Origin of the sequence: Clostridium oryzae (assembly GCF_002029235.1) — a bacterium.
Taxonomy (GTDB): domain Bacteria; phylum Bacillota; class Clostridia; order Clostridiales; family Clostridiaceae; genus Clostridium_AE; species Clostridium_AE oryzae.
In genome coordinates this window covers 118,406-144,419 of record NZ_MZGV01000001.1, presented here as the reverse complement: position 1 = coordinate 144,419, position 26,014 = coordinate 118,406, and the positions used below count along the sequence as shown (strand labels likewise).

General features: G+C 33.2%; 20 protein-coding genes. 1 reads left to right on the top strand and 19 read right to left on the bottom strand.

The annotated features are described in order from the left end of the window. Positions 1–46: 46 nt before the first annotated feature. The 19 genes from uvrA to CLORY_RS00460 form a co-directional block, all read right to left on the bottom strand. Positions 47–2,869, bottom strand: a complete 2,823-nt coding sequence (gene uvrA, locus CLORY_RS00550; RefSeq protein WP_079421631.1) for an excinuclease ABC subunit UvrA — start codon at positions 2,867–2,869, stop codon at positions 47–49. 149 nt (positions 2,870–3,018) lie between these two features. After that, positions 3,019–5,004 (bottom strand): excinuclease ABC subunit UvrB, encoded by a 1,986-nt coding sequence (gene uvrB / locus CLORY_RS00545; protein WP_079421630.1) that lies wholly within the window; start codon positions 5,002–5,004, stop codon positions 3,019–3,021. An 830-nt stretch (positions 5,005–5,834) separates the two neighbouring features. Beyond that, positions 5,835–7,133, bottom strand: a complete 1,299-nt coding sequence (locus CLORY_RS00540) for a PDZ domain-containing protein (RefSeq protein ID WP_079421629.1) — start codon at positions 7,131–7,133, stop codon at positions 5,835–5,837. Between the two features lie 37 nt (positions 7,134–7,170). Beyond that, positions 7,171–8,520, bottom strand: a complete 1,350-nt coding sequence (locus tag CLORY_RS00535) for a S41 family peptidase (protein WP_242954276.1) — start codon at positions 8,518–8,520, stop codon at positions 7,171–7,173. Positions 8,521–8,860: 340 nt separating this feature from the next. Then, complete coding sequence (locus tag CLORY_RS00530; protein WP_169911482.1) at positions 8,861–10,108, bottom strand: murein hydrolase activator EnvC family protein; 1,248 nt, start codon at positions 10,106–10,108, stop codon at positions 8,861–8,863. Positions 10,109–10,150: 42 nt separating this feature from the next. Beyond that, positions 10,151–11,041 (bottom strand): permease-like cell division protein FtsX, encoded by an 891-nt coding sequence (gene ftsX, locus CLORY_RS00525; RefSeq protein WP_079421627.1) that lies wholly within the window; start codon positions 11,039–11,041, stop codon positions 10,151–10,153. After that, positions 11,031–11,717, bottom strand: coding sequence for a cell division ATP-binding protein FtsE (gene ftsE / locus CLORY_RS00520; protein WP_079421626.1), 687 nt, complete (start codon positions 11,715–11,717; stop codon positions 11,031–11,033). Before ftsE ends, ftsX begins: the two co-directional genes overlap by 11 nt. 117 nt (positions 11,718–11,834) lie before the next feature. Continuing rightward, positions 11,835–12,689 (bottom strand): YitT family protein, encoded by an 855-nt coding sequence (locus CLORY_RS00515; protein WP_079421625.1) that lies wholly within the window; start codon positions 12,687–12,689, stop codon positions 11,835–11,837. 133 nt (positions 12,690–12,822) lie between these two features. Continuing rightward, a complete protein-coding gene (locus tag CLORY_RS00510) occupies positions 12,823–13,194 on the bottom strand; it encodes a type II toxin-antitoxin system PemK/MazF family toxin (protein WP_079421624.1) in 372 nt (123 codons plus the stop codon). Then, positions 13,154–13,474, bottom strand: coding sequence for a CopG family transcriptional regulator (locus tag CLORY_RS00505; RefSeq protein ID WP_079421623.1), 321 nt, complete (start codon positions 13,472–13,474; stop codon positions 13,154–13,156). The genes CLORY_RS00510 and CLORY_RS00505 overlap by 41 nt, the downstream gene beginning before the upstream one ends. Before the next feature lie 309 nt (positions 13,475–13,783). Continuing rightward, on the bottom strand, positions 13,784–14,917 hold the full coding sequence (alr, locus tag CLORY_RS00500) for an alanine racemase (protein WP_079421622.1): 1,134 nt from the start codon (positions 14,915–14,917) through the stop codon (positions 13,784–13,786). 81 nt (positions 14,918–14,998) lie between these two features. Further along, complete coding sequence (locus CLORY_RS00495; protein WP_079421621.1) at positions 14,999–15,610, bottom strand: germination lipoprotein GerS-related protein; 612 nt, start codon at positions 15,608–15,610, stop codon at positions 14,999–15,001. A 60-nt stretch (positions 15,611–15,670) separates the two neighbouring features. Beyond that, complete coding sequence (locus CLORY_RS00490) at positions 15,671–17,179, bottom strand: NAD(P)H-hydrate dehydratase (protein WP_079421620.1); 1,509 nt, start codon at positions 17,177–17,179, stop codon at positions 15,671–15,673. Beyond that, positions 17,176–17,553 carry a holo-ACP synthase gene (gene acpS, locus CLORY_RS00485; RefSeq protein ID WP_079421619.1) on the bottom strand — a complete coding sequence of 126 codons (378 nt, stop codon included), beginning with the start codon at positions 17,551–17,553 and terminating at the stop codon, positions 17,176–17,178. The genes CLORY_RS00490 and acpS overlap by 4 nt, the downstream gene beginning before the upstream one ends. A gap of 241 nt (positions 17,554–17,794) precedes the next feature. Then, positions 17,795–18,763, bottom strand: coding sequence for an IS1595 family transposase (locus CLORY_RS00480; RefSeq protein ID WP_079421618.1), 969 nt, complete (start codon positions 18,761–18,763; stop codon positions 17,795–17,797). 264 nt (positions 18,764–19,027) lie between these two features. Further along, positions 19,028–19,726: a TMEM165/GDT1 family protein gene (locus tag CLORY_RS00475; protein WP_079421617.1), complete on the bottom strand. Its 699-nt coding sequence runs from the start codon at positions 19,724–19,726 to the stop codon at positions 19,028–19,030. A gap of 284 nt (positions 19,727–20,010) precedes the next feature. Continuing rightward, positions 20,011–20,370 (bottom strand): DUF6514 family protein, encoded by a 360-nt coding sequence (locus CLORY_RS00470; protein ID WP_242954275.1) that lies wholly within the window; start codon positions 20,368–20,370, stop codon positions 20,011–20,013. 248 nt (positions 20,371–20,618) lie between these two features. Beyond that, positions 20,619–21,752 carry a DegT/DnrJ/EryC1/StrS family aminotransferase gene (locus CLORY_RS00465; RefSeq protein ID WP_079421616.1) on the bottom strand — a complete coding sequence of 378 codons (1,134 nt, stop codon included), beginning with the start codon at positions 21,750–21,752 and terminating at the stop codon, positions 20,619–20,621. A 2-nt stretch (positions 21,753–21,754) separates the two neighbouring features. Then, the gene (locus CLORY_RS00460; RefSeq protein WP_079421615.1) at positions 21,755–22,825 is read right to left on the bottom strand and encodes a Gfo/Idh/MocA family protein; all 1,071 of its coding nucleotides are present in this window, start codon (positions 22,823–22,825) and stop codon (positions 21,755–21,757) included. A 387-nt stretch (positions 22,826–23,212) separates the two neighbouring features. Between CLORY_RS00460 and CLORY_RS00455 the strand changes: the two genes are divergently transcribed. Then, entirely contained in the window at positions 23,213–25,855 is a 2,643-nt protein-coding gene (locus CLORY_RS00455) for an FAD-dependent oxidoreductase (protein WP_079421614.1), read from the top strand. Positions 25,856–26,014 lie beyond the last annotated feature (159 nt).

The window sequence follows — 26,014 nt, the reverse complement described above, 5'->3', positions numbered from 1 at the left end:
TCTTAAAAACTAGCATTATAAAATGCTAGTTTAAAATACATATTGATTATAACATTTTTTTGAGGTATTGTCCTGTATATGACTGTTCTTTCTTGCAAATTTGCTCCGGCGTGCCTTCTGCAATGATTGTACCACCATTGTCCCCGCCTTCCGGTCCTAAATCTATTATATAATCCGCACATTTAATTACGTCTAGATTATGCTCGATTACTACTACTGTATTTCCCATATCCACAAGTCTCTGTAATATATCCACAAGTCTGCTTACATCATCCACATGAAGTCCTGTAGTTGGCTCATCTAGTATATAAAGAGTATTTCCCGTTGACTTTTTAGAAAGTTCATATGCTAGCTTAATTCTCTGAGCCTCTCCTCCAGACAGTTGTGTAGAAGGTTGACCAAGTCTAATATATCCAAGCCCTACATCATAAAGCGTCTGCATTTTATTTTTAATCCTAGGTATATTTTCAAAGAAGCTAAGAGCCTCTTCAACAGTCATATCAAGTACTTCTGCAATATTCTTGTTCTTGTATTTAACCTCTAATGTTTCTCTGTTATATCTTTTTCCTTTACATACTTCGCAAGGTACATAGACATCAGAAAGAAACTGCATTTCAATTCTTATTATTCCATCACCGCTACAAGCTTCGCATCTTCCGCCTTTTACGTTAAAACTAAATCTTCCTGATTTATATCCTCTCATTTTAGCTTCAGCAGTGCTGGCAAAAGTCTCTCTTATTATATCAAATACGCCAGTATAGGTTGCAGGGTTGGATCTTGGCGTCCTTCCTATAGGACTTTGATTTATATCTATTATCTTATCTATATTTTCATAACCTATTATTTCCTTATAGGCTCCTGGATATACTCTGGCATTACCTAAGAGTTTATATAAGCCCTTATAAAGAATTTCATTAACCAGTGTGCTCTTACCAGAACCAGAAACACCAGTTACTGCTGTGAACACTCCCATAGGAAAGTTCACATTAATATTTTTAAGGTTATTCTCTTTAGCGCCTTTCACCTTTATCCATTTTCCATGGCATTTTCTTCTCTCTTTAGGCAGCTCTATAGATTTTGCACCAGTCAAATATTGTCCTGTTATAGATTCCTTACAATTTTCTATGTCCTTCAAAGTACCAGCTGCTACTACTTCGCCGCCGTGTTCACCTGCTCCAGGCCCAATATCTACAATATAATCAGCAGCCTTCATAGTATCCTCATCATGTTCAACAACTACAAGGGTATTTCCTATATCTCTTAAATGCTTTAATGTAGCAATAAGTTTATCATTATCTCTCTGATGCAATCCTATACTTGGTTCATCAAGTATATATAAAACACCTACTAAACTTGAACCTATCTGGGTTGCTAATCTAATTCTTTGTGATTCTCCTCCTGACAAGGTTCCTGCACTTCTAGAAAGATTTAAATAATCTAATCCTACATCCACTAGAAAGCTTAATCGGCTGTTAATCTCTTTTACTATCTGTGCACTTATAAGCTTATTTTTTTCTGAAAGTTCAAGTCCATTAATAAAATTCAATTCATCTCTAATTGACATTTGACAGAACTGGTGTATGTTCTTATCTCCTACTGTAACAGCCAATGCTTCCGGCCTCAATCTTGCTCCCTTACATTTCGGACAAGGATTATTGCTCATAAACTGCTCAATTTCAGTTTTAATGTAATCCGATCCAGTCTCCATATATCTTCTCTTCATTTCATTTATAACGCCTTCAAAGCTATGGTTGAATTCACCAGTTGAAAATTCCTTATTATATTTTACTTTTATTTTCTCGCCATTAGTACCATACAAAATAATATTAACAATTTTATCAGGTAATTTATTAAATGGTGTATTTAAATCAAACTTATACTTTTCACTTAATGCCTTAAGCACGCTGAATGTCCAAGAATCATCCTTAAGCCTTCCTTCTCTCCAATAGGCTATGGCTCCTTCCATAATACTCTTGCTTCTATCAGGTACCACCAAATTTTCATCAATTTCCATAAGTGTTCCCAAACCATCACAGCAGTCACATTTACCAAAAGGTGTATTAAATGAAAATAATCTAGGTGCTAATTCTTCCATACTTATACCGCAATCCGGGCAGGATAATTTCTCACTGAATAGAATATCTTCTCCATCTATAACGTTTATTATAACTAACCCATCTGCTAGTTTTAATGCTGTTTCAATTGAATCTGAAAGTCTTCCGTGTATATCTTTTTTGATTACTATTCTGTCTATTACAGCTTCTATAGTATGTTTCTTTGTCTTCTGCAATTCTATAGTGTCTTCTGTAAGATCATACATCTCGCCGTCAATTCTTGCTCTAACGAATCCGTTCTTCTTTATACTGTCTAGTACCTTTTCATGTTCTCCTTTTCTGCCTCTTATTACTGGAGCAATCACCTGAATTTTTGTTCTTTCAGGCAGCAGCATTATTTTATCTACCATCTGATCCACGGACTGCTGCTTTATTTCCCTGCCGCATTTTGGACAATGAGGAATTCCTATTCTTGCATATAAAAGTCTTAAATAATCAAATATCTCAGTAACAGTACCAACGGTAGAACGTGGATTTCTACTGGTAGTCTTCTGGTCAATAGATATTGAAGGCGATAATCCTTCAATGTAATCCACATCTGGTTTATCCATTTGGCCAAGAAATTGTCTTGCATAGGAAGAAAGTGATTCTATATATCTTCTTTGCCCTTCCGCATAAAGCGTATCAAAAGCCAAAGAAGACTTTCCTGAACCTGATAAACCTGTAAATACTATCAACTTATCTCTAGGTATCTCCAAATTAACATTTTTTAAGTTGTTTACTCTTGCACCCTTGATTTTTATTGTTTCTCTCATATTTAAAACCTCAGTTCCTTATTAATTAATAATCAAAAATGATGAATACAAAATTCAGCAAAACTAAATTTTCATCTTCATTCCTAATTCTTCATTCTTAATTTCTAATTTATTCAGTTGATTATTCCTGCATATAATCCTTATTAACTTTACACAGTCTTAAGTTTTTTCCTTAGTACTGCTACATCATCTCTAAGTTGAGCAGCTCTTTCAAACTGCAGATCCTTAGCTGCTGCCCGCATCTCCATTTCAAGCTTTTCAATAGTTTTCGTGATATTTTCTTTAGTTCCAGCCAATGCCTCCTCCATAGTGTCATATTTCGCACTTTCCTCTGAAACTTTAGAAATTTCAAGAATCTCTCTTATATCCTTAATTACTGTTTTAGGTGTAATATTATGTTGTTTATTGTACTCCATCTGTATGGCTCTTCTTCTATTAGTTTCATCTATAGCGTATTTCATAGATTTAGTAACCTGGTCGGCATACATTATTACTTTACTCTCACTATTTCTAGCTGCTCTTCCTATCGTCTGAATCAAAGATGTTTCCGATCGCAAAAAACCTTCCTTATCAGCATCCAGAATAGCTACAAGTGCTACCTCCGGTATATCAAGTCCTTCTCGCAGTAGATTTATTCCAACAAGTACATCGTACTCGCCCTTTCTCAAATCTCTAATAATCTTCATTCTCTCTATGGTACTTATGTCTGAATGTAAATACGTTGTTTTCACGTTCAATTCCTTCAGATATTTTGTTAAATCCTCAGCCATTCTCTTTGTAAGGGTAGTTACCAGTACTCTGAATCCTCTTGCTGTAACTTCTTTTATATTTTCATATAAATCATCTATTTGTCCCTTAATAGGTTTTATTACTATTTCAGGATCCAGCAATCCTGTAGGTCTTATTATCTGTTCAGCCACATTCTGAGCATGATCAAGTTCATAAGCAGCAGGTGTAGCACTAACAAACACTATTTGGTTAATCTTCTTCTCAAATTCCGGAAACTTCAATGGTCTATTATCGAAAGCTGATGGTAATCTAAATCCATAGTTAACTAGAGTTTCTTTTCTTGATCTGTCACCAGCATACATAGCTCTTACCTGCGGAAGCGTAACATGACTTTCATCTATGAACATAAGGAAATCGTCAGGAAAATAATCAAGCAATGTCTGCGGTGATGTATTAGGCTCTCGTCCATCGAGTATTCTAGAATAGTTCTCAATACCGCTGCAATAACCAACTTCTCTCATCATCTCTATATCAAAATTCGTTCTTTGTTTTAACCTTTGAGCCTCTAATATCTTATCCTCGGAAGTAAGCTCCTTTACTCTATCCTCAAGTTCTTCTTCTATCTTTTTTATGGCTATCTCTAATCTTTCCTGAGACGTAGCAAAGTGAGAAGCAGGGAAGATGGAAACATGCTTTAGTTCACTAAATATCTCACCTGTTAAAATATCAAATTCTCTAATTCTCTCAATTTCATCGCCAAAGAATTCAATTCTTATTCCTTTTTCATTATTTGCTGCAGGAACTATGTCAAGAACATCTCCACGAACCCTAAACGTTCCTCTGTGAAAATCTATTTCATTTCTTTCATATTGTATTTCAACTAGCTTCTTAATTATTTCGTCTCTATCTTTAGTCATACCCTCTCTTAATGACAGCGTAAGCTTTTTGTATTCTTCTGGATTACCAAGTCCGTATATGCAGGATACTGAAGCCACTATTATCACATCTCTTCTCTCAAAAAGCGCAGATGTGGCTGAGTGTCTAAGTCTCTCTATCTCTTCATTTATCGATGCATCCTTTTCTATATATGTATCAGTTTGAGGTACGTATGCCTCTGGCTGATAATAATCATAGTAAGACACGAAATACTCCACAGCACTATCCGGAAAAAATTCTCTAAATTCCGAACACAATTGAGCCGCTAAGGTTTTATTATGTGCTAAAACAAGAGTTGGCTTCTGAACTCTCTCTATTATGTTTGCCATTGTAAAAGTTTTTCCTGAACCAGTTACGCCAAGTAGTACCTGAGCTTTGCTTCCGCTTTCTATAGAATTTACTATACTGTCAATAGCTTGAGGTTGATCTCCCGTAGGCTTAAATTTGGATTTTATTCTAAATTCACCCATATAATCACTCCAAAAATATATAATGAGGGGTAAGTGACCTCTGTCTGCTGAAAATGCCTCTGCCAGTCACTCACCCCTTAAACCAGCTCTATGCATTTTTAAAATATTGAAAGTAATATATTATTATAAAATTAAAAGTTATCTCTGATTGTCAATCCCATATAAATTACTAGAGACTAAAAATAACCTATGAACTTTATTATACCTAATAATTTTTAAATGTAAATAGTTTTACGAATATAAGTTCGCTTTTTAATTATATTACGAACCAAGAAAGTGAATTAAATGAAGATAATATTTAGCAGTTAGAGTATGCTTTAAATAGGTAAGAGAAAAGTGAAAAGTGAAGGAAGAAATTCTGCTGTGCAGAATTTCTGAGAATTTAAATCTGATTACCGGCAAATAACTTTCTAAAAACTAAGACTATACCTAGTATTACAAAAAAATTATCTAAATAATTAAGAGTCTCTATACGATCAAAATTCAGCTCAGCTGAATTTTAACCTTCACTTTACTCTTTTCTCTTTACTCTTTACTCTCACACCTATTTAATGCACTTTCTCTAAACTATTCCGTCTAGCGCATTTAGTTCGCAATATATTTAATTCTTTCACTACACTATGTATAATTAATTCTATCCTATAAACAAGCAGGTTATTCAATACAGATAAGAAACACAAAGGCAAAGTATTGTAATATATTGGGAATTATGCAGTAACAACATTTTTGTGATACATAAGCTAAGCTTAAATTCTAGATACAAAGATCATGAATTGCCGGAACACTTATGGATTTTGCACCTATAAAAAGGACGATGACAAGCAACCTACTCACTTGTCATCGTCCTTCTTATCATCCTTAAGCTTATCTAGCATCTCTTTAAAGTTATTCTCTTCATAGCCTACGACCTTGCTCTGCTGAGATATAGTCTTAGGTACAAATATTACTCCTAGCCTTTGCTGCGGCGAGAAAGCACTGTACTCAAGGTCCTTTTTATCACCATTCGCTTTTCTTACTGTAAGCATCACGGTATCTATAGTTTCTTTTACTCCCTCAATTATATCAAGTTCATTAATTATCTCTCTTCCATTTATTCTAAGAAGCTTATCCCCTGTTCTTATACCAACTTTATCAGCCACTGAATCAGGAACAACATCAAGAACAATAATTCCTTCATCATCATTTACGTACCTAGGCTCTCTTCTAAACTCAATTCTGCTTTGAATATTCAGCATTAGCTCATGCAATACAGGTGCCAAAATAACTACAATAAATTTAAAAACCAATCCTAAAGGTGCTAATTGAGCTATCAAAGTTAATACAATTCCGTAGGATAATATGCATAAGCCAGAACTTAGAGCCTTTCTGCTTTTTGACATAGTAAACGTAACAGAACTATATCCTATTATGGCATACATAGGCATCATAGCCAAAGTCCCATATGCCAAAGCTTTAGCACTGTAACCTGTATTTATTAACGGCCACCAGTCCGGTAAATTTATATTAAAAGAAGGCCCGCTGCTTTTTGCTGCCATGAAAAGCATTATTATGATAGGCATAGGCCAGTATCGCTTGACAGCAAACCCTCCTGATATTCTACCATTGTTATTTGTAAAAACAGGTATTGCTCCCCTATATCCATCGAGCATGACCATAAGACCCTCAACAATATGGAGAATTCCTACTAAAGACATAAGAGCAACTATATTTATATTAAAGCTGCTAATCAGAGCTTTACCATATATAATCCTATATACATCATGACTAACTAAACTAATTATTCCTATAACAGCTCCTGAATAGGAAAAACATACAAATCTTGGTTTAACCAAAATCAACAATAAAGAAACTAAAAAAAGAAGTTCTATTCCCGATTTTTCATTAAACATAATCCCCATATAAGATATCATTACACTTGCCAATGCTCCGCCGAATATTCCGATTACAAGCTGAGACAGAGTAAGTTCCAACGTCGATTGAAGGCTTTGTCCAACAACTGCCTTCTGCATGGCAGTAACTCCTCTATTTTTAAAATATAAAGTTACTGCCAAAATTATCAATACCAGTGAATATGGGTTATTTACAATAGCATACGCTATCGTTTTAAGTGTATATACTCCTAAGTTCATTAAAATATAATCCCCCTTAATCCTACGTCATAAAGTACTACTTAAGCTTATCATTTATCACTTGTATAGCTTTCTTAAACTGAGGATCTTTATCAGTATTAAGATCTTCTGCCTTAAATTCCTTAGGATATTGTATTGTTATATTAGGTTTTATTCCTATCTTATCGATATTTTCACCGCTCGGAGTATAGTATTTTGAAATTGTTACCTTAAGTGCTGTGCTGCCTGGTGTTTGAAGTACTATTTGAACTACTCCTTTTCCGAAAGTTCTTGTTCCTATAAGGGTACCTACTTTGTAATCTCTTATAACTCCAGATGTAATTTCTGAAGCACTGGCAGAATTGCCATCAATTAATGCTACCATTGGCATTCCTTTAAGCAGTTGCCCTTTTACCGCTGTATCCCTCTCTTCAGTTCCATTCTTATCTTTTGTAGAAACTATAAGCTTTCCTTTATCGATAAATTGAGAAACTATATTTACGCATGTATCCAATCTTCCACCTGGATTTTCTCTCAAATCAAGTATAATACCTTTCATTCCTTTAGCTTTAAGTTCTTTAGCTTTAGCAATAAACTGCTCATCTGAATTTTCATCGAACATGCTAAGTTCTATAAGTCCTATATTCTTGGATACCATTCTTCCTTTTACAGTAGTTATCTGTACTTTAGCTGCAACAACCTTAACAGTAACTTTACCTTTTCCTTTTCTATCTATAGTCAATGTTATCTGTTTTCCTTTTTTACCCTTCATCATGGTTACAGCTTTTTCTAATTCATTTCCAGTGACAGTTGTTCCGTTAACAGCTGTAATTACATCTCCAGCTTTTATTCCTGCTTTTTGAGCCGGTGAGCCATCAAAAATTGAGATAACTGTTATCTTATTGTTTTTAGCTGCTACCTGTAAGCCTACACCTACATATGTTCCTCCTGTCTCAGTAGAAAAGTCTTTAAACTCTTTAGTATTCATATAAACAGTATAAGGATCTTTTAATGAAGCTGCCATGCCCTTGATTGCTCCTTCAACAAGTTTATCCTCATCAATATTCTTATAATAGTATTTATGTAATATATCATTTATTTGAAATAACTGCTTGAATTTAAGCACATCTGGATACTCATTAAAGGTTTTATATAAATCACTGTTTGAAGCCATAATACCTTCAACACGCTTCAATTTCTGATAATCCTTCTTTGAAACTATAACTTTATTGCCTAATGGAATCGAAGCGTACGCACCCAAATACAACGAGGCTATATTCGAAATCAATAAAATTATAACCACGATTACTATTTTATTTCTTTTACTTTTCCTTATAAAGTTTCCTCTGTCATCGTCATTGAAATGGTCTTTTTCCATCTCTACTTCCTTATGCTCTTTAATGTCCATTTACTACACTCCCATCTTTCCTGCCATATCACTGATTAGTTCCAGAATACAAATAAATTGTGAGTTAAATAGGTAGGATGTAATTCTGCACAGCAGAATTTTTACCTTCATTCCTAATTTTAATTTCTAATTCCCAATTAATTTGCTTCGCTCTTAATATTGTATGCTATTTTTTAAAAAATAACTATAGTTTTTATTTAAACGTGATACGTCCCAATCTAATATACCGTAATTAACTAAACATATAGGGCCGCTATTAGCCGCCCTATATAATATTTGAATAATTATATTTAATTTTAACACTATAAGTTTTTTTTATCTACAAATATAATAAAAAAATCTAATGTACATAATATGAAACTGGATTAATCGTATTTCCATTATTATCTCTTATTTCAAAATGAAGGTGCGGCCCTGTAGAATTACCTGTGCTGCCTGAATGACTAATAAGCTGTCCACCCTTTACATGCTGTCCAGTAGAAACTGACAGTGATGAATTATGACCGTAAACACTTATTATGTTTCCGTGTGCTATCATAACAACATTTCCATACCCATTCATCCATGCTGCATAAGTAACAATACCATCAGCTAAAGCATATATAGGTGTATTCATAGGAACACCTATGTCTATACCTGCATGAAAAGTCCTTTTATTTGTTATAGGATGAATTCTATAACCATAACTAGAAGTTATACTATACGGTCTTCCAGTAACACAATAAAAATTTCCTGATTGATTTGGTGATGAATCAGAATCACCACCATTACTCTGATTATTTTTAGTCTGCTTAGTTTTTTTTGCTTCAGCAGCCCTCTTAGCTGCTTCAGCCCTTTTTCTTTCTGCTTCTCTCTTTGCTGCAAGTATCATAGCTTTCATAGATTTAATCTTGCCCGTTAACTCCTTAGCAGCCTGTTCATCTTCTTCAATCTGTTTTACATACTCTTTCTTATCCTTAGATAGCTTGTCCATCAACTTTTGCTTTTCATCACTTTGGCTGTTGAGCTGATCCATCTTTTTATTGGCAAGAGATTTCATAGCAAATAATTCTTTTTTTCTGCCAGCCAGCTGCTTTTTATCCTTTTCAAGATCAGCCTTATCGCTGTTTAATGAACGTATAAGTTGCTTGTCTATATTTACTATCTTACTCAAATATATTGCCTTCTGTAATAAATCAGATATATCCTTCGCACCAAACAATATCGTAAGATAACCAAAACTGCCTGCTTTATATAATGTTCCTATTCTCTTATCTAAAAGCTTCTGCTGCTTAGTTATATTTTTCTTCTTCAAAGATATATCCTTAGCTAATTTAACCATACTGCTGCTTACAGAATCTATCTTTATATTAATGCCAGAAATTTCACCAGAAGTCTTTCTTATATTTTGCTCCAGAGTATTGAGCTCATCCTTCACCTGTTGTTGATGCTCTCCAATTTCTTTAACTTTTCCCTTTTTATTGTTTATGGAGTTTTTCACATCATTCAGCTGATTGTTAGCTTTTTTTATATTAGTATCAGCATATGCATCAACCGAAAAAACACAGATCAACAATAATGTAAAGATTGCAAATATTTTTCTTTTCATTACTCCTCCTGACTTGTGAATAACCATGGCCTAACCACAAAATTAAACTGCTAAGAATTTTCTTAAAGCTATAATACTTCCTATTCCTCCAATTATCGCTCCTGTTACAAGGAATAGAAAGGAAATAGGATTTAACACGTAGCTCGGCTGTACAAGAGGCATTGTAAACATGAAACTTTTTACGTTTTGATAAAGTACTTTATATCCAAAGAACAAAACTATATCTGAAACTACAGCACCGATAATTCCAATAATCATACCTTCAATAATAAAAGGCCACCTAATAAACCAATCTGTTGCTCCAACAAACTTCATTATTCCAACTTCTCGCCTTCTGGAATACACTGTAAGCCTTATAGTATTTACGATAAGAAATAAAGAAACTCCTAATAGCAGTATAAAAATTCCTACACCGACCCATTTTACAGCTTTAGATATTTTTATTATAGTTTTTACCAAGTTTCTGTCATTGGCAACGGTATCCACACCTTTAACCTTTTTTATACTATCGGCCACTTTTGATGCATATTTAGGATCCTTAAGTCCTACTTTATAAGAAGCTGGTATAGGATTGTTATTAGAATTGTAACCATTTAAAATATCACTATCTTTTCCTAAAGTCTTTTTGAAATTTTCAAGTGCCTGCTCCTTGCTTTCAAAGGTTACAGATTTTACTCCTTCTGTAGCATTAAGAGTATCTTCAATATTCTGCTGAGTAGCAGAATCAACGTTCTTAGTAAGGAAAACTTTTATTTCTACTTGAGATTGAATATTTCCCATCAATAGGTTCGCATTTTGTATTAGCAGAAGAAATACTCCAAATACGAAAAGTGTTACTGCTACAGTAGCTATAGAAGCTATGCTGATAGTTAAGTTTCTCTTAAAGCTCTTAAATGCATCTACGATAAAATAATTTACAGTACTAATCTTCATATCCGTATTTTCCCCTTTCCTCGTCTCTCATAATTTGTCCTTTTTCTATAGCGACAACTCTCTTTTTCATGCTATCAACTATATCCTTTGCATGAGTTGCCATAAGTATCGTTGTTCCTGACTTATTTATGTCTTCTAATGTGGACATTATATCCCTAGCAGTCTCAGGATCAAGATTTCCAGTAGGCTCGTCCGCAATTATGATTGACGGCGAATTAACTATGGCTCTAGCTATAGATACTCTCTGCTGCTCACCGCCTGATAATTCATTGGGAAAATGCTTAAATTTACTTGAAAGCCCCACTAGTGAAAGTGCCATAGGTACCTTCTTTCTAATTTCTCTTGGTGCTGACTCTATAACTCTTAACGCAAAAGCGACATTTTCATACACATTTAACGTAGGAATTAGTCTAAAATCCTGATATACCATACCTATTTTTCTTCTATAAAATGGTATCTCTTTTCTTCTTATGTCATTGACTACAATATCATTCAGCTTAATAGTGCCAGATGAAGGCTCTATTTCCTTTAATAGCAATTTTATAAAAGTAGATTTTCCTGCTCCACTCGGCCCTACGAGGAACACAAACTCTCCTCTTTCTATGGCTATGTTCACGTCATTCAAAGCAAAATGCTTATTATCATATGTTTTATTTACGTTTATAAATTCTATCATTTTTTCAGCCCTTTCTACACTATAATGTAAATTTTTAAGCCTTTTTATACTATTATAGCATATCCTAAAGTTTTGTATGTTTCTATTTTTTTAACATATCATAAACTTAAAAAATATTTAGATCTCTTGCAAATCTTTAAATCCTTCACCCAATACTTCATGAGAATCATTAACAGCAACAAAAGCTCTCTTATCTACCTGCTTTATATAATTTCTAAGTTCAATATACTCCTTACGGCTTAGTATAGTATAAATTATACAAGCCTCCGAAGATTTATAGCCTCCTTTTCCATAAAGCCTTGTAAAACTTCTATCCAGCTCTTTTATAATAAACTCTGAAATTTCAGCTTCCTTCTGAGTTATAATTATAACCTGCTTACAAACGTTAAAACCATCTATAGCATAATCAACTATAAAACCACTTATTATAACTGTAAGAAGTGCATACAGACCTGCTTCCACACCAAATACAGCAATACTAAATATGGTTATTAAAAAATCTACAATTAAAAGGGATTTACCAATATCAACATTAAAGAACTTGTTGATCATCTTTGCTAAAATATCAGTACCACCGGTAGATGCATTCATATTGAATACTATTGCCATTCCTATTGCAGAAATCAGCGTACCAAATATTGCTGCCAACATCAAATCACTGGTAATTCCAGCTTTGGGCTTTGCAAAAGCATCCATGACCCAAAGTATACCCGAAAGTGACAAGCTTGCATATATGGTTTTAGCTCCAAATTTACCATCAATAGCCACAAAAGCTAAAATGAAAAGCAAAATATTAAGAACAAGAGTTATTAACCCTATAGATAATTTAGGCTCAATACTATTTAAAATAATAGCAATACCAGTTACTCCTCCAGCAGCTATATTATTAGGAGCCATAAAATATTCTATACTAAAAGCTACCAAAAATACACCTAGAGTTATCATCATATATTCACTAATTCTTTTTTTCATACAAACACCACCCAATAATTCTTTACATTAAATTTCTTAAATACTAATTTTCTTAAGTCAACAAAAAGACTATTCAGATAACAGATTGGGACATCATCACAAGATGATGACCCAAAACAGCAGTCAGAATAGTCTAATTCAAATCTTTATAATACTGGCTAAGCCCAATACTAACCAATAGAGCTTTATCTACTAAAAGCATATCTGCTTCCTTCATATGGCCTATTTTCTCCTTTAGCCGTTTTTTGTCTAACGTTCTTATCTGCTCCAAAAGTACTACTGAATCTTTATTTAATCCATATTCCTCTGAAGAAATTTCTACATGTGTAGGAAGTTTAGCTTTATTTATTTGTGAAGTAATTGCTGCAACAATTACTGTAGGACTGTATTTATTTCCAACATCATTTTGAATTATTATTACAGGTCTGACTCCGCCCTGTTCAGATCCGACTACAGGACTTAGGTCAGCATAAAATATATCTCCTCGTTTCACTATCATTGTCATCAGGCAAATCACTCTCCGTAAGCCATACCTCATATTCTTGCAAACTCTTAAAATCATCGGAACATCCCATATCAGCCATCTCTACATTAATGTCTGCCATTTCAATATAGCCTTTTTTCATTTTTTCTAAATATTCAATTTTTTTTCTCTGCTCTATATATAATATTATGGCTTCCTTAATAAATTGACTATTTTTTTTGCCATTGTCATGACGTTCCTTTTCAAATTCTCTACTAAGTGTTTCAGAGAGGTTCTTAATCATCTTTTTTTGACTTGACATAATATATTTATACCTCCTATTACTCCTAAGCAAAAATATGTAAGCTTATTGAGTTACCTGATACTAATAACAGACTGACGGTACTTACGAATAAAAAAAAACTGCTAACTGACAATCACACAATCATTATACCATTTTAAAAACATATGTCAAAACATTATCTATATATAATGCACCAAAATTCTTATATTATGAATTTTAAAATACCTCTTTAAAAGATTTCTCCAGCAAGATATTTTAATACTTTAAATGTATTTGAATTTATGGTTCATACATACGCCAGAATAAATATTTCTACGAATATGGTGATTATTTATATATCCTTGGAATTCTCATTCCTACCCCGCAAAGCACCTCATAATTTATAGTGCCTAATAAATCTGCATAAGTATCGGCCGTAATACTATTTTCGCCCTGAGAACCCATAATCACTACCTCATCACCCGCAGCTACCTCTGGAATATCAGTAACGTCAATCATACACATATCCATACATATTCTTCCTACAACAGGAGCCAACCTCCCCTTAACTATAACCTTGGCCTTATTGAATAAAAGCCTTGTAAATCCATCTGCATAACCAATGGGTAAAGTTGCTATAATGCTTTCTCTTTCTGTTCTATACTGCCTCCCGTAGCTTATACTCTCACCAGCTGGTACTCTTTTTATATTAACTATTTTTGCCTTAACAGACATAACAGGTTTAATATCAAGCTCATGCTGCTTAACCTCATTAGATGGAAGATATCCATACAATATTATGCCAGCTCTGCACATATCGAGATGAGTATCCGGCATATCTATAATAGCTCCGCTGTTAGCTATATTTCTAACTCCATAGTCCACTCCCAATTTGTTTAGCTTGTCACAAAAATTATTAAACCTCTTAAACTGCTCCATAGAATACGTTTTGTCCTTCTCATCACTGGTGGAAAAATGTGAAAATATACTTTCTATAACTAGGTTGGGCAATTTGCTTATTTTATATACATCCTCAACGCTTTTCTCGTCCATTAAAAATCCAATTCTTCCCATTCCAGTATCTAGTGCGATATGTATTTTTATGTTCATACCATAATTTTTAGCTCTTTTGGATAATTCCAATGCGTAGTCGTAGGAATATACTGCTGTACCTATCTCATATCTGGCCAATTCTTCTGCATACTCCAATGGTGTATAACCCAATATCATTATTGGAGCTGTTATGTTAGCTTGTCTTAATTCAATAGCCTCAGATATAATAGCTACAGCTAATCTAGTAGCTCCATTTTTTAAAAACACAGATGCCATTTGTACTGCTCCGTGTCCATATGCATTTGCTTTTACTACAGCAACTAGCTCTTTTGACTTTGATGCTCTTCTTATTTCTCTCATATTATGGGCAGCTGCATTTAAATCAACTTCTGCCCATACAGGCCTTAACTTTTCATTATTACTGTTCACTTTTTACACCTCATTCGTAACATTTATTTATGTTAAATTTTGAATATAAGCAATCATCTGTTTTATTATTATATTGTATATTTATATATTAAATTTAAAGAGTTTACTGCTTATTTTTTTGTTTGCAACATACCCAGAATAAGTTATCACTATTTTTTCAGTTCCAGTATTATCATATATGATAAGTTTTTTCGGCATAAAACCTTTTTCACTTAAATACAAAGTACCTTTACTTATATTTCTGTTGTTGCCGTTTATATCAAAGCTTATCAGCTCATACTGCGTTCCATTAATCTCTTTCCTGTTGCACTCAGCTTTTTGATTTTTATACATAAGATTAATATAATCGTCTATAAATGCTAGATGATAAACCTCATCAAAATTTCTGTTCTGTATGTATTTCTTACCACTCGCCTTATCAGTTACATAAATGCAATTGTCCTTAAATATAAGCTTTCGTTTATCGTTTATGTCTATTGCACTGCCTCTCTTGCTGTCATGATAAATCCTACATTTATATTCTAGCTTCTGTTTATCATTTATTACACTTATATCTGCTTTACAATAATACGTTTTTATAGCCTTAATGTGTCTAATTGCATCCTCATGTTTTGTCTCAGTATTACTGCACCCTGTAAAAACTGCAAACAAGAGCACAAGAAAAAGTAATACTGATTTTTTTATTGAACCCATTCGCTCCTCCTGCAATATTTATACCATTACTACTAATATTCCATATATTCCAGTAATATTCTAGATATACAATATTTCTTTAAGAGCAAAAGGTATTTTTTCTATTATGTCAGATGCACATACACTATGTCTTGCATCACTAAGGTTATCACCGCAATATCCATGCACATAGGCAGCACAAACTGCAGCCCAGTATGGTTCTATTCCCTGGGAAATAAATGATGTGATAATTCCAGTTAAACAGTCTCCCATACCCCCTGAAGCCATAGCACTGCTTCCAGTTGGATTTACATAGACCAAGCTTCCATCGGTTATCACCGTGTTATAACCTTTCAATAACAATATAACCTTCTCTTTTTCAGCATAATCTTTAGCCACCTGAATTCTATTATTATTTATATACTCTGCAGTATATCCCGTTAGTCTTGCCATTTCTCCAACATGAGGCGTCATAATTATTTTTTGATTTGCCTTATATACAAGCTTTCTAATAGCATCATTTTCAGCAATTAAATTAAGTCCATCTGCGTCAATTACAATTGGACAATTACAATTCTTAATAAGCCTTTCCAACAATTGTTTACTCTGCATGCTTTTACCCAGTCCAGGTCCCACACCTATGCAATCTGACTTTTCAAGCACTGAACTAAACCTTTCACTATTGACATCCACTGTCATAGCTTCAACAAATCTAGAGCTCACTTCGCTGATGACATAGCTAAAGGAAGCCGCAGTAACTAACCCACTTCCTGCTCTTACAGCAGCTGATACTGCTATATAAAGGGCGCCATACAGTCCCGGCGATCCACCAACTATCATTGCCCTACCATAATCACCTTTGTGAGATATTAAGTTTCTTCTTTTAATATGCTCTTTCAGAATACTTTTCTCAGTGATAAATATTCCTCTATGATATTTATGAATAATCTCTTCACATATACCAATTGGTTCCACAACTACTTCACCGCAAAATTCCTGTGCATCATAAGTCAGAAAACACAATTTACTCATTTCAAAGGAAATCGTTCTGCTGGCTTTTATACAACAGTTCATTATTTGTCCATCATCACACTTCATACCTGAAGGTATATCTATGCATAATACTTTTGATGCTTTCAAATTAATAGTTTTAATAATTTCACTAAATAAACCAGTTACTTCTCTATTTAATCCTGTGCCAAAAATACCATCTATAACAAGTTGTGCAGTTTCCACAGACATTTGAAGTTTTTCTAAGTCTTCTTCTCGTTCAACATTCTGTATTTTTATATTAAGCTTCATCAATATGTTATAATTTACGTTAAAACATTCACTTGCTTTTTCTATGTTTCCAACAAAAAACACTTTGACTTTCTTTCCAATAGAATGCAAATGTCTGGCTAGTGCCAATCCATCACCACCGTTGTTTCCGCAGCCAGCTACAATAACATAATCATTATCTGCCATATCTAAGCAGTGTTTTAATAACTTTAGGGCAGCATTCTCCATAAGTACGATCATTGGAATGCCATAATCCTCTACGCAGCTCCTATCGATCTGCCTAAGTTCATCAGCTCCTGCAACTCTCATGTTAATACCTCCAATATTACATAGGCTATAGCATTATCCTTACAATGTGAAATACTTAAATGTATTTTATAGTTTCCATAGCTTTCTGCCAGCTTACGGGCATTTTTTTTTAAATTTATTTCTGGTTTTCCCAAAGCATCTCTATATATTTCGATATCCTTTAGCCCAAAATTTCTAAAACCTGTACCTAAAGCCTTTGCTGCTGCTTCCTTTGCAGCAAACATTCCTGCCGCATGCTGTGGATTCATATTTCTGCTTTTCATATATTCAATTTCTACGTCAGTATATACTTTTTTTAGGAAGCTGTTTTGTGATGATAGTGCCTTATCAATTCGAGATATTTCTACTATGTCTGTTCCAATGCCTATAATCATTTACTTAATCACTCCTGTGTTTTTTGACCATACTTATACGATACTCCTATCTCAATTTTATAACTGGTGATTATATTTGTAAATAAATACTGCACATACCATTTATGAAGATTTTTTTCGCCAATGTGGTTTGGTGCTGACTTTATGTGAGTATGTTGGTATGTATTTTTATTGCATATACTTATGTTTCAAAAGAATGTTGTTACTACTTAATCTTTTTGGTACAAGCTATACTAAACAATTAAAGTCTTGTATATTGTCCAAGCTCTCCGATCATTTTGAAATCATATATTCTAAATATATATTTTTTAGTAACCATATCTAAAAAATTATTAACATACTGCCCTACTGTTTGTCTTTTCATTACATCAATCCATTTTATCCAATTTAAGTAAAAATTCAAATATCTTGTAGCAACTCCCCTAAAACAGTGGATTAAATCCTGAACATTTTTTATAAACCCAATTGCATTTAATATATGAAATCTAAAATTAACTATCTGTCTTGCATAGTTAATTTTATGAAACCTTAACTTATATTTTTTCGCAAAACTTACATAAGCCATATTATTATCTAAACATAGTATAGAATTTGAAGCTATCCTATCCTTTAATGTCTCCTCAACACTCCTATAGTTCATAGTTCCTCTGCATACCACTTTAGAAAATATATCGCCTCTTCTATCAACACAGCATATCGTAGATATTCTTCTATCTTTTTTGCTGTTATCAACAATTTGACTACATCGGTATCTTCTGCCTTTAAGGTTTTCAATACTATAAGAAGTTTTTACTTCGATAATACCACATAAGTCGTTGGGCATTTCATCTTTTAGCAGCTTAAGTATTTTATGTCTCCAATAAAATGAAGTTGTATTGCTAATTTTAATCTCTCCTGCACTTGATCTTACCGTGAGCTTTCTAAGCATACAATTAATATATGCTATCCAGTCCTTTACATCTTTCTTACTGTAACTTAATATAGTATAGGTATATATATTAAAAGTTTTTCCGCAAGCCTTGCATTTATATCTTTGCTTATTTTCACCAAAATGACCATATTTAATAATTTGTCTGCTGTTACAATGCGGACAATTATTTTTTCTTTTTAAAAATGCTTTATTAATCAACTTAATAATATACTCATAATGGTCAAACATTTTTTTAGTATCTATGATTTTTACGGTTGAACTATATTTTAAAAACTTCATGCAGCACCTCGTTAAAGATATTTTATATTTTGATTATTGCCACATATTTTTACTAATAATCACATTGCAAGTATTTATTTTAAATATAGTTTGTCCATAATTTATAATATCAAAATACCAACATTTTTATGAAACATTGCTATAGGCACAAAAATAACCCATCCCGACTAATAGCCAAATAATTTTGGGACAGGTTCATTATGATATTTATATTTATATTTATATTTAATATTTCTAATTTACGCTCTAACAATTTGCATAAATCTATGCTTCATTAGTCTGCTTATTCTTGTCAGTCAAATTACATAACTGACTTTCATAAGAAAATTTAACACCTGCAATATATATTCCTAGAATTATTACTATAAAATATATAATTATGTATACAGGGTTTAAAAATTTTGTTGGTACTGCTTCATAGAAAGTAAGAGTTCCGAAGAAAATAAATATAATTCCAGCTCCCCATTTAATATACTTATCCGGGATATGTTTACACATCCAAGCACCGCCTATTATACCTATACCATCTGCTATCATCATTCCAGTAGTAGTTCCTAAAAGTACAAGTACTGGTTGTGCACTTTGTGCTGCTATAGCTATAGTCATAAGTTGTGTTTTATCGCCCATCTCTGCCATAAAAAATGCTATAGCTACCGTTATAACAGGTCCAAACTTACTCTTCTTTTCTTTATCATCATCAATTTTATCTCCTCGTAAAGTCCAGAGACCAAACAAAATAAACGATGCTGCTGCAACTATTCTTATTGTCCCCATAGGTATCAGTGAACCTAAGTACTTTCCAGCTGCTACTGCAATACCATGATTAACAACAGTAGCTACAAATACTCCTAATAATACCTGCTTGATCTTGTATTTCCCAGCCATAGCCATAGCCAACAGCTGAGTCTTGTCCCCCATTTCTGCAACAACTACAAACATCAGTGCTTTAATAAATGATGTCATAAAAAAACCTCCTGTGATCATTTGTTATTATAAGTTTTTATTTTATATAAAATAAAAAGACCCTTAGCACAATAAAATTAAAGCAAAATCATAAAATAAAAACTATTAAATGATTCTGTAACAAATTTTATTGTGTTAAAAGTCTCACTTGACAAAACGTCACAATAAAGCCAGGTTATTAAATAACCAGTATGTTGACTTTATCACCAAAAGGCAGTTACTCCCTCTTAACTACAAATATCATTAAGAGTAATATTACCACACCAATATTCAAAACGCAAGATTTAATTCTGTACTGCTACCATATTTTCATTACTACAAAAATCTGACACCTGTTCATCCACATAAACTCCTAAAACATCTACTAAGTGAATAGGCGAAACCGCATTATCATAAAGCAATTTTAATAAATTATGTACTTTATGCCTTTGAGGACCAATATTATTTATACAATCTCTTTCGATGTTAACTAAAGTGCCATTATTATAATCGTATCTTTCGGCTTCTATTCCATATGTTTGGACTTTTATAATGCTTGTATTCTCTTCCAACTGCACCTCATGCTTTACAATTCTATAGAAATAAGTGTATGTCATTTCACCATCTGCTATACTCCTAGTCAAACATTCCATTACAACCATCATTCAATTCCCCCTAATAATACAATAATTATGCACATATTCACTTTATATACGTTTATATTATCACATTCGTGATAAGAATACTGTCGTTACATGTTATTGGTAAAGATAATTTAACCTTATGATATGACAACTTTACTTTATGTATAACATATTATAATTATAAATTGTTCCTTACCTGGAAAATACTTTCTAATCGGTATTGAATTTTGTCGAAATATATCTATTTTTTATTGCATATAATTTATATATTATCTTCTATTTATATAGGTAGTTATCATATCTGTAACTTTTAACAGCTCTTTTTTTGTTATATAAGGATGTATTGGAAGTGACAAAACACACTTGCATAATTTTTCAGTTATAGGATAATCCCCAGATGAATATTCTAAATATTTAAAAGCGCCTTGCATATGCAGAGCTTTGGGATAATATATCATGGTTGGTATTCCTTTTGACTTTAAGAATATTTGTAAATTATTTCTTTGCTGCTCATTTTTCAGAGCTATAGTGTATTGAGCCCAACTTGACCTATAATCTCTTGGAATGGTTGGTATAGCTACTACATTCCTAAGACTTTCGGTATATGCTGCTGCAGCCTCAGCTAATGCATCAAGTTCATATTCTTTTAATGCCTGAAACTTAACTTGAAGAATGGCAGCTTGAATTGTATCGAGCCGAGAATTTATACCTATCCTTACATTGTCATATTTATGTGAACCTTTCCCATGTATCCTCACTGACCTTAAATATTCATCAGCTGCATCGTCATTTGTAAAAACAGCTCCGCCATCTCCATAGCACCCTAAAGGCTTTGCTGGGAAAAAGGAAGTAGTGGCTATATCTCCAAAGCAGCAAGCAGCATCACCTTTTATCGTGCTTCCGAAGCCTTGAGCTCCGTCTTCTAATAACAGCAGATCATATTCCTTTGCTATCTGCTTTATTCTGTAGTAATCTGCACACAGCCCAAATAAATCCACGGCGATTATAGCTTTAGGATTATACTTACCTTGCTTTTTAACCATAGTAATGGCCTCTTTAAGTTTTTTAGGATCAATATTAAATGTATACTGATCTACATCTACAAACACAGGTGTAGCTCCAAGAAAAGAAACGACTTCTGCTGACGAAAAGAAAGTAAAATCTGGAACAAAAACAGCATCCCCTTTTTTTACTCCAAAATACATTAACGACATTGTCAATGCATCTGTACCATTTGCACATGTTATGCAGTGCTTAACTCCCACATATTCAGCAAGACTATCTTCAAGCTCACTTACCTGTTTACCCATAATGAAATTTCCTTCTAAGGCAGTTCTTATCATAGCTAAATCTATTTTATCCTTTAACGCTTTATACTGAGCTTTTAATCCCTTAAATTCCATAATCAAAATCTCCCTTTAAAATCTATAGTGCTACATTTCTCAAGAGGTAATGTAACAGGCTTTCCAAGGGCTGCCGATTTATAAATAGCTAGAACCAATTCCAAGGCCCGTCTACCTGTATTACCATCAACATATGGTCTTCTATTATTTTTGATTGCATCAATCATATCAGCGTATAACGGTTTATGCCCAAATCCATAAACATTGGGAGGATTCTCACTGTATATTCTTTTTATTTCCTCCTCATTGTCAGATTTATCTCCAAATCTCCACTGCTCAATAGTATTCAGCGATTTTCCTCCTGCCTTAACTGTACCTTTTTCACCAAAAATATATAACGTCTCTTCAAGGTTTTCAGGATATATATCGGTAGTGCCTTCTATAACACCATAAGCACCATTTTTAAATTTAATAAGTGCAATCCCAAAATCCTCTGCCTCTATATAATCATGAGCCAGCTTATCGGTATAAGCCATAACCTCAGATACCTCACTGCCCATCATCCACAGCAAAATATCAACATTATGTATGCACTGATTCATCAGCGCACCTCCATCTTGTTCCCAGGTTCCCCTCCAAGCTGCTTTTTTATAATAGTCTTCGCCTCTATTCCAGCGTACTTGAGCAGTGCCATAGAATAACCTGCCAAACTTATTATTATCAACAGCCTCTCGAATTTTCTTGATAGATTTATTAAATCTATTTTGATGGCTTATACTTACTTTCACATGATGCTCCTCTGCAGCTTCTATTATTTTATCTGCATCACTTAGTGAAAGAGCAATGGGCTTTTCTATAATTGTATTGATATTTTTCTCAATACAATTTAACGCAATCTCTGAATGCTTGCCGCTTTCTGTAGCAATAGCTGCAATGTCTATATTTTCATTTTTAATCATTTCCTTATAATCTGTGTATTGCTTTATATCAGGTGACAATTTAAATAGGTTCAGTGCTTTCCCTATCTTGTCAGCATCAACATCACACAAGGCTACAATATTCAATTTATTGTCAATAGCTGCCTGAATATGATTAGGTGATATACGTCCGCATCCAATCAAAGTATAATTCATGAATTCTTCCTCTCTAAACAAAATACCTAAATTTATTATTTATATATATTATTAGCGCATACTAAATATGTACTAATTTTACACAAAAGGTATTGATATTTTAGAAAATCAGCTATATAATTATTAATAGATAATTATTATTATCTAAATATTACTTCCAATAAAATGTACTGGATAAACTCATTACCGTTTTATCCACCTCTGACTCCCTAATAGACGTGATTCATTGGGGATCACGTCTTTTTTATTGGATACATAATTTTAGCTTTATCTCTATTTAATTAAAAGTACTTTTAAAATTTGAAAAGGATATAATACTAATAATAAGCTATGTAAATTGAAGTTAATTATTTCACAATCCATTTTTTTTGAGAGGACGTGTTTTTAATGAAATCTTTAGAAGTAAAAAATAACATCTATTGGGTAGGTGCTTTAGACCCAGGACTTAGAATCTTTGATATTATAATGTACACTCCTTATGGAACTACTTATAATTCTTATGTAGTTAAAGGCAGCGAAAAAGTTGCTGTAATGGAAACAGTAAAGGCACAGTTTTTTGATGAATATCTAGAAAGATTAAAATCAATGAATATCGACATTACGAAAATTGATTACATCATAGTAGATCATACTGAGCCTGATCATGCTGGTTCAGTTGAAAGGCTGTTAGATCTTTCTCCAAATGCAAAGGTTGTAGGAACAACGCCTGCGCTTCATTTTCTAAAATCTATAGTAAATAGACCTTTTGAATATATAACTGTTGCTGACGGTAATACCCTTAGCCTTGGCAACAAAACCTTAAAATTTATTACTGCTCCATTTTTACACTGGCCTGATACTATGTATACTTATGTGGAAGAAGATAAAGTTCTAATAACTTGTGATTCTTTTGGAAGTCATTATTGCAACAGTAAAGTTTTTAATGACCTGAACGAGAATGAAGAACAATATATGGAAGCTCTTCGTTATTATTTCGATTGTATCATGGGACCATTTAAGCCTTATGTATTAAAAGCTGTAGATAAAATAAAAAATCTTGATATAGATATGATTTGTACTGGTCATGGTCCTATATTGAGACAGGATCCATGGAGAATAGTAAATCTCTACAAAGAGTGGAGTACTGCTGCTGCTAAGTCAGAAAAACCTAAAGTTACAATTTCCTATGTATCCGCTTATGGTTATACTGCAGAACTTGCAAATAGTATAGCTGCCGGAATAAAATCCAACGGAGATTTTGACATAACATTATATGATGTAATTCATCACGACAAAAATAAAATACTTGAAGATATTTCTACTTCCGATGGTATACTTTTCGGGTCACCTACAATAAATGGTGATTTATTGGAACCTATAGGAGAACTTCTCTTAAAGCTCAATCCAATAGTTCATGGCGGTAAAGTAGCATCAGCCTTTGGTTCTTATGGTTGGAGCGGAGAGGCTGTTCCTAATATTGAGGCAAGATTAAAACAGCTTAAAATGAAGCAGCAGCCTGGATTAAAAATTAGCTTTAAACCTTCTAAAGACGATTTAAAAAAAGCTTTTGACTTCGGCTCTGAGTTCGGGAAAAGAGTTTTAGTTAACCTTGGTAAACTTCCTGCTGATGCTGTGCCTCAAGCTATAGAAAAAAAAAAGCAATCTGACAGTAAATTAGCTGATAAAATGAATAGCGTAAACACCGGGAAAGTCAGAAAATGGAAATGTTTAGTGTGTAACGAAGTTTTCGAAGGTGAATTTCCTCCTGATCCGTGCCCTGTATGTGGAGCTGGAGCAGATCAGTTTATTGATGTAACAGACGAATTAAACGAAAAAGCTTCTCATGATACTGCCAAAGCTGAAGTCTATGCTATTATTGGGAACGGAGCAGCTGGATACTACGCTGCTGCTACTATAAGAAAAAATAATTCTAAAGCTGTAATTAAAATTATTTCAGCTGAAAATGAACTGACATATTATAGACCTCAACTTTCAGATTATCTCTCAGAGGAAATTAAAGAAAGTTCGTTCTATATATCAAATAAAGAATGGTATGATAAAAATGGAATCGAATTAATTTTAGGTAAAAAAATATCTAATGTAAGAGTCAATAATAAAGAACTTGTATCAGAGGACGGCTATACACTTAAATATGACAAATTAATATTTGCTAATGGCAGCTATAATTTCATTCCCCATATTAAGGGTTCAGATCTTTCTGGAGTTTATACGTTGAAATACAAGAGTGATGCAAATAGAATTAAATTAGCCATGAAAGATGCCAAATCAGCAGTAATAATAGGAGGAGGCCTTCTCGGTCTTGAAGCAGCTTGGGAACTAAAAAAATCCGGCATAGCTGTTACGGTTGTTGAATTTGCTAACAGACTTTTACCAAGACAGCTTGATGATAAAAGTGCAGAACTCTTCAAAGCATTAATTAACAATTCCGGAGTTGAATTAATTCTAAATGACTCTGCTGCTGAACTTATTGCCGATGATTCAATAAATAAAGTAGATGCTGTAAAGCTAAGCAGTGGGAAAATAATATCCGCCGATTTAGTGTTATTCTCAACAGGTATAAGGCCTAATAAAGACCTTGCAGAGAAGTCAGGTATAGCTTGTAATAAGGGTATCATAGTAAACGAAAAAATGGAAACTAATATTAAAGATGTATTTGCCTGCGGCGATGTGGCAGAACTTAACGGATTAGTGTACGGGAATTGGACTGCAGCTATTGAAATGGGAAAAGTTGCTGGCGCCAATTCAGTAGATGCTTCTACAAACAGTAAATTTAAGCATTTCGTATCCTCTGTTATTTTTAAAGCTCTTAATACAGAAGTTTTCTCCGCTGGGACTATTGATTTTAGCGATAGTTCATTAAAAAGCAGCATCTTAGAGGATAAAACAAAAGGTGTATATAAAAAATTATTTTTTAAGGACGACACATTAGCAGGTGCTATATTATTAGGTGATACCAAAAATGCAGGAAAAATTATATTAGCCATGAAAAATAATTCAAGCTATGCTAATGCAGAAAAGCTTCTGGTTTAAAACTTTAAGTAAAAATTGAAGATATCATGTTTATGTTATTTGCTGCTGCTACTACAAACTTGCCCTCAGGCTATGTTATATGAAAGTGTTGTTACAAAAGAGTGTTGGTGTTTACTCACACCAACATTTTGGTGTAACAGCACTTTTTTGTAGCATTCT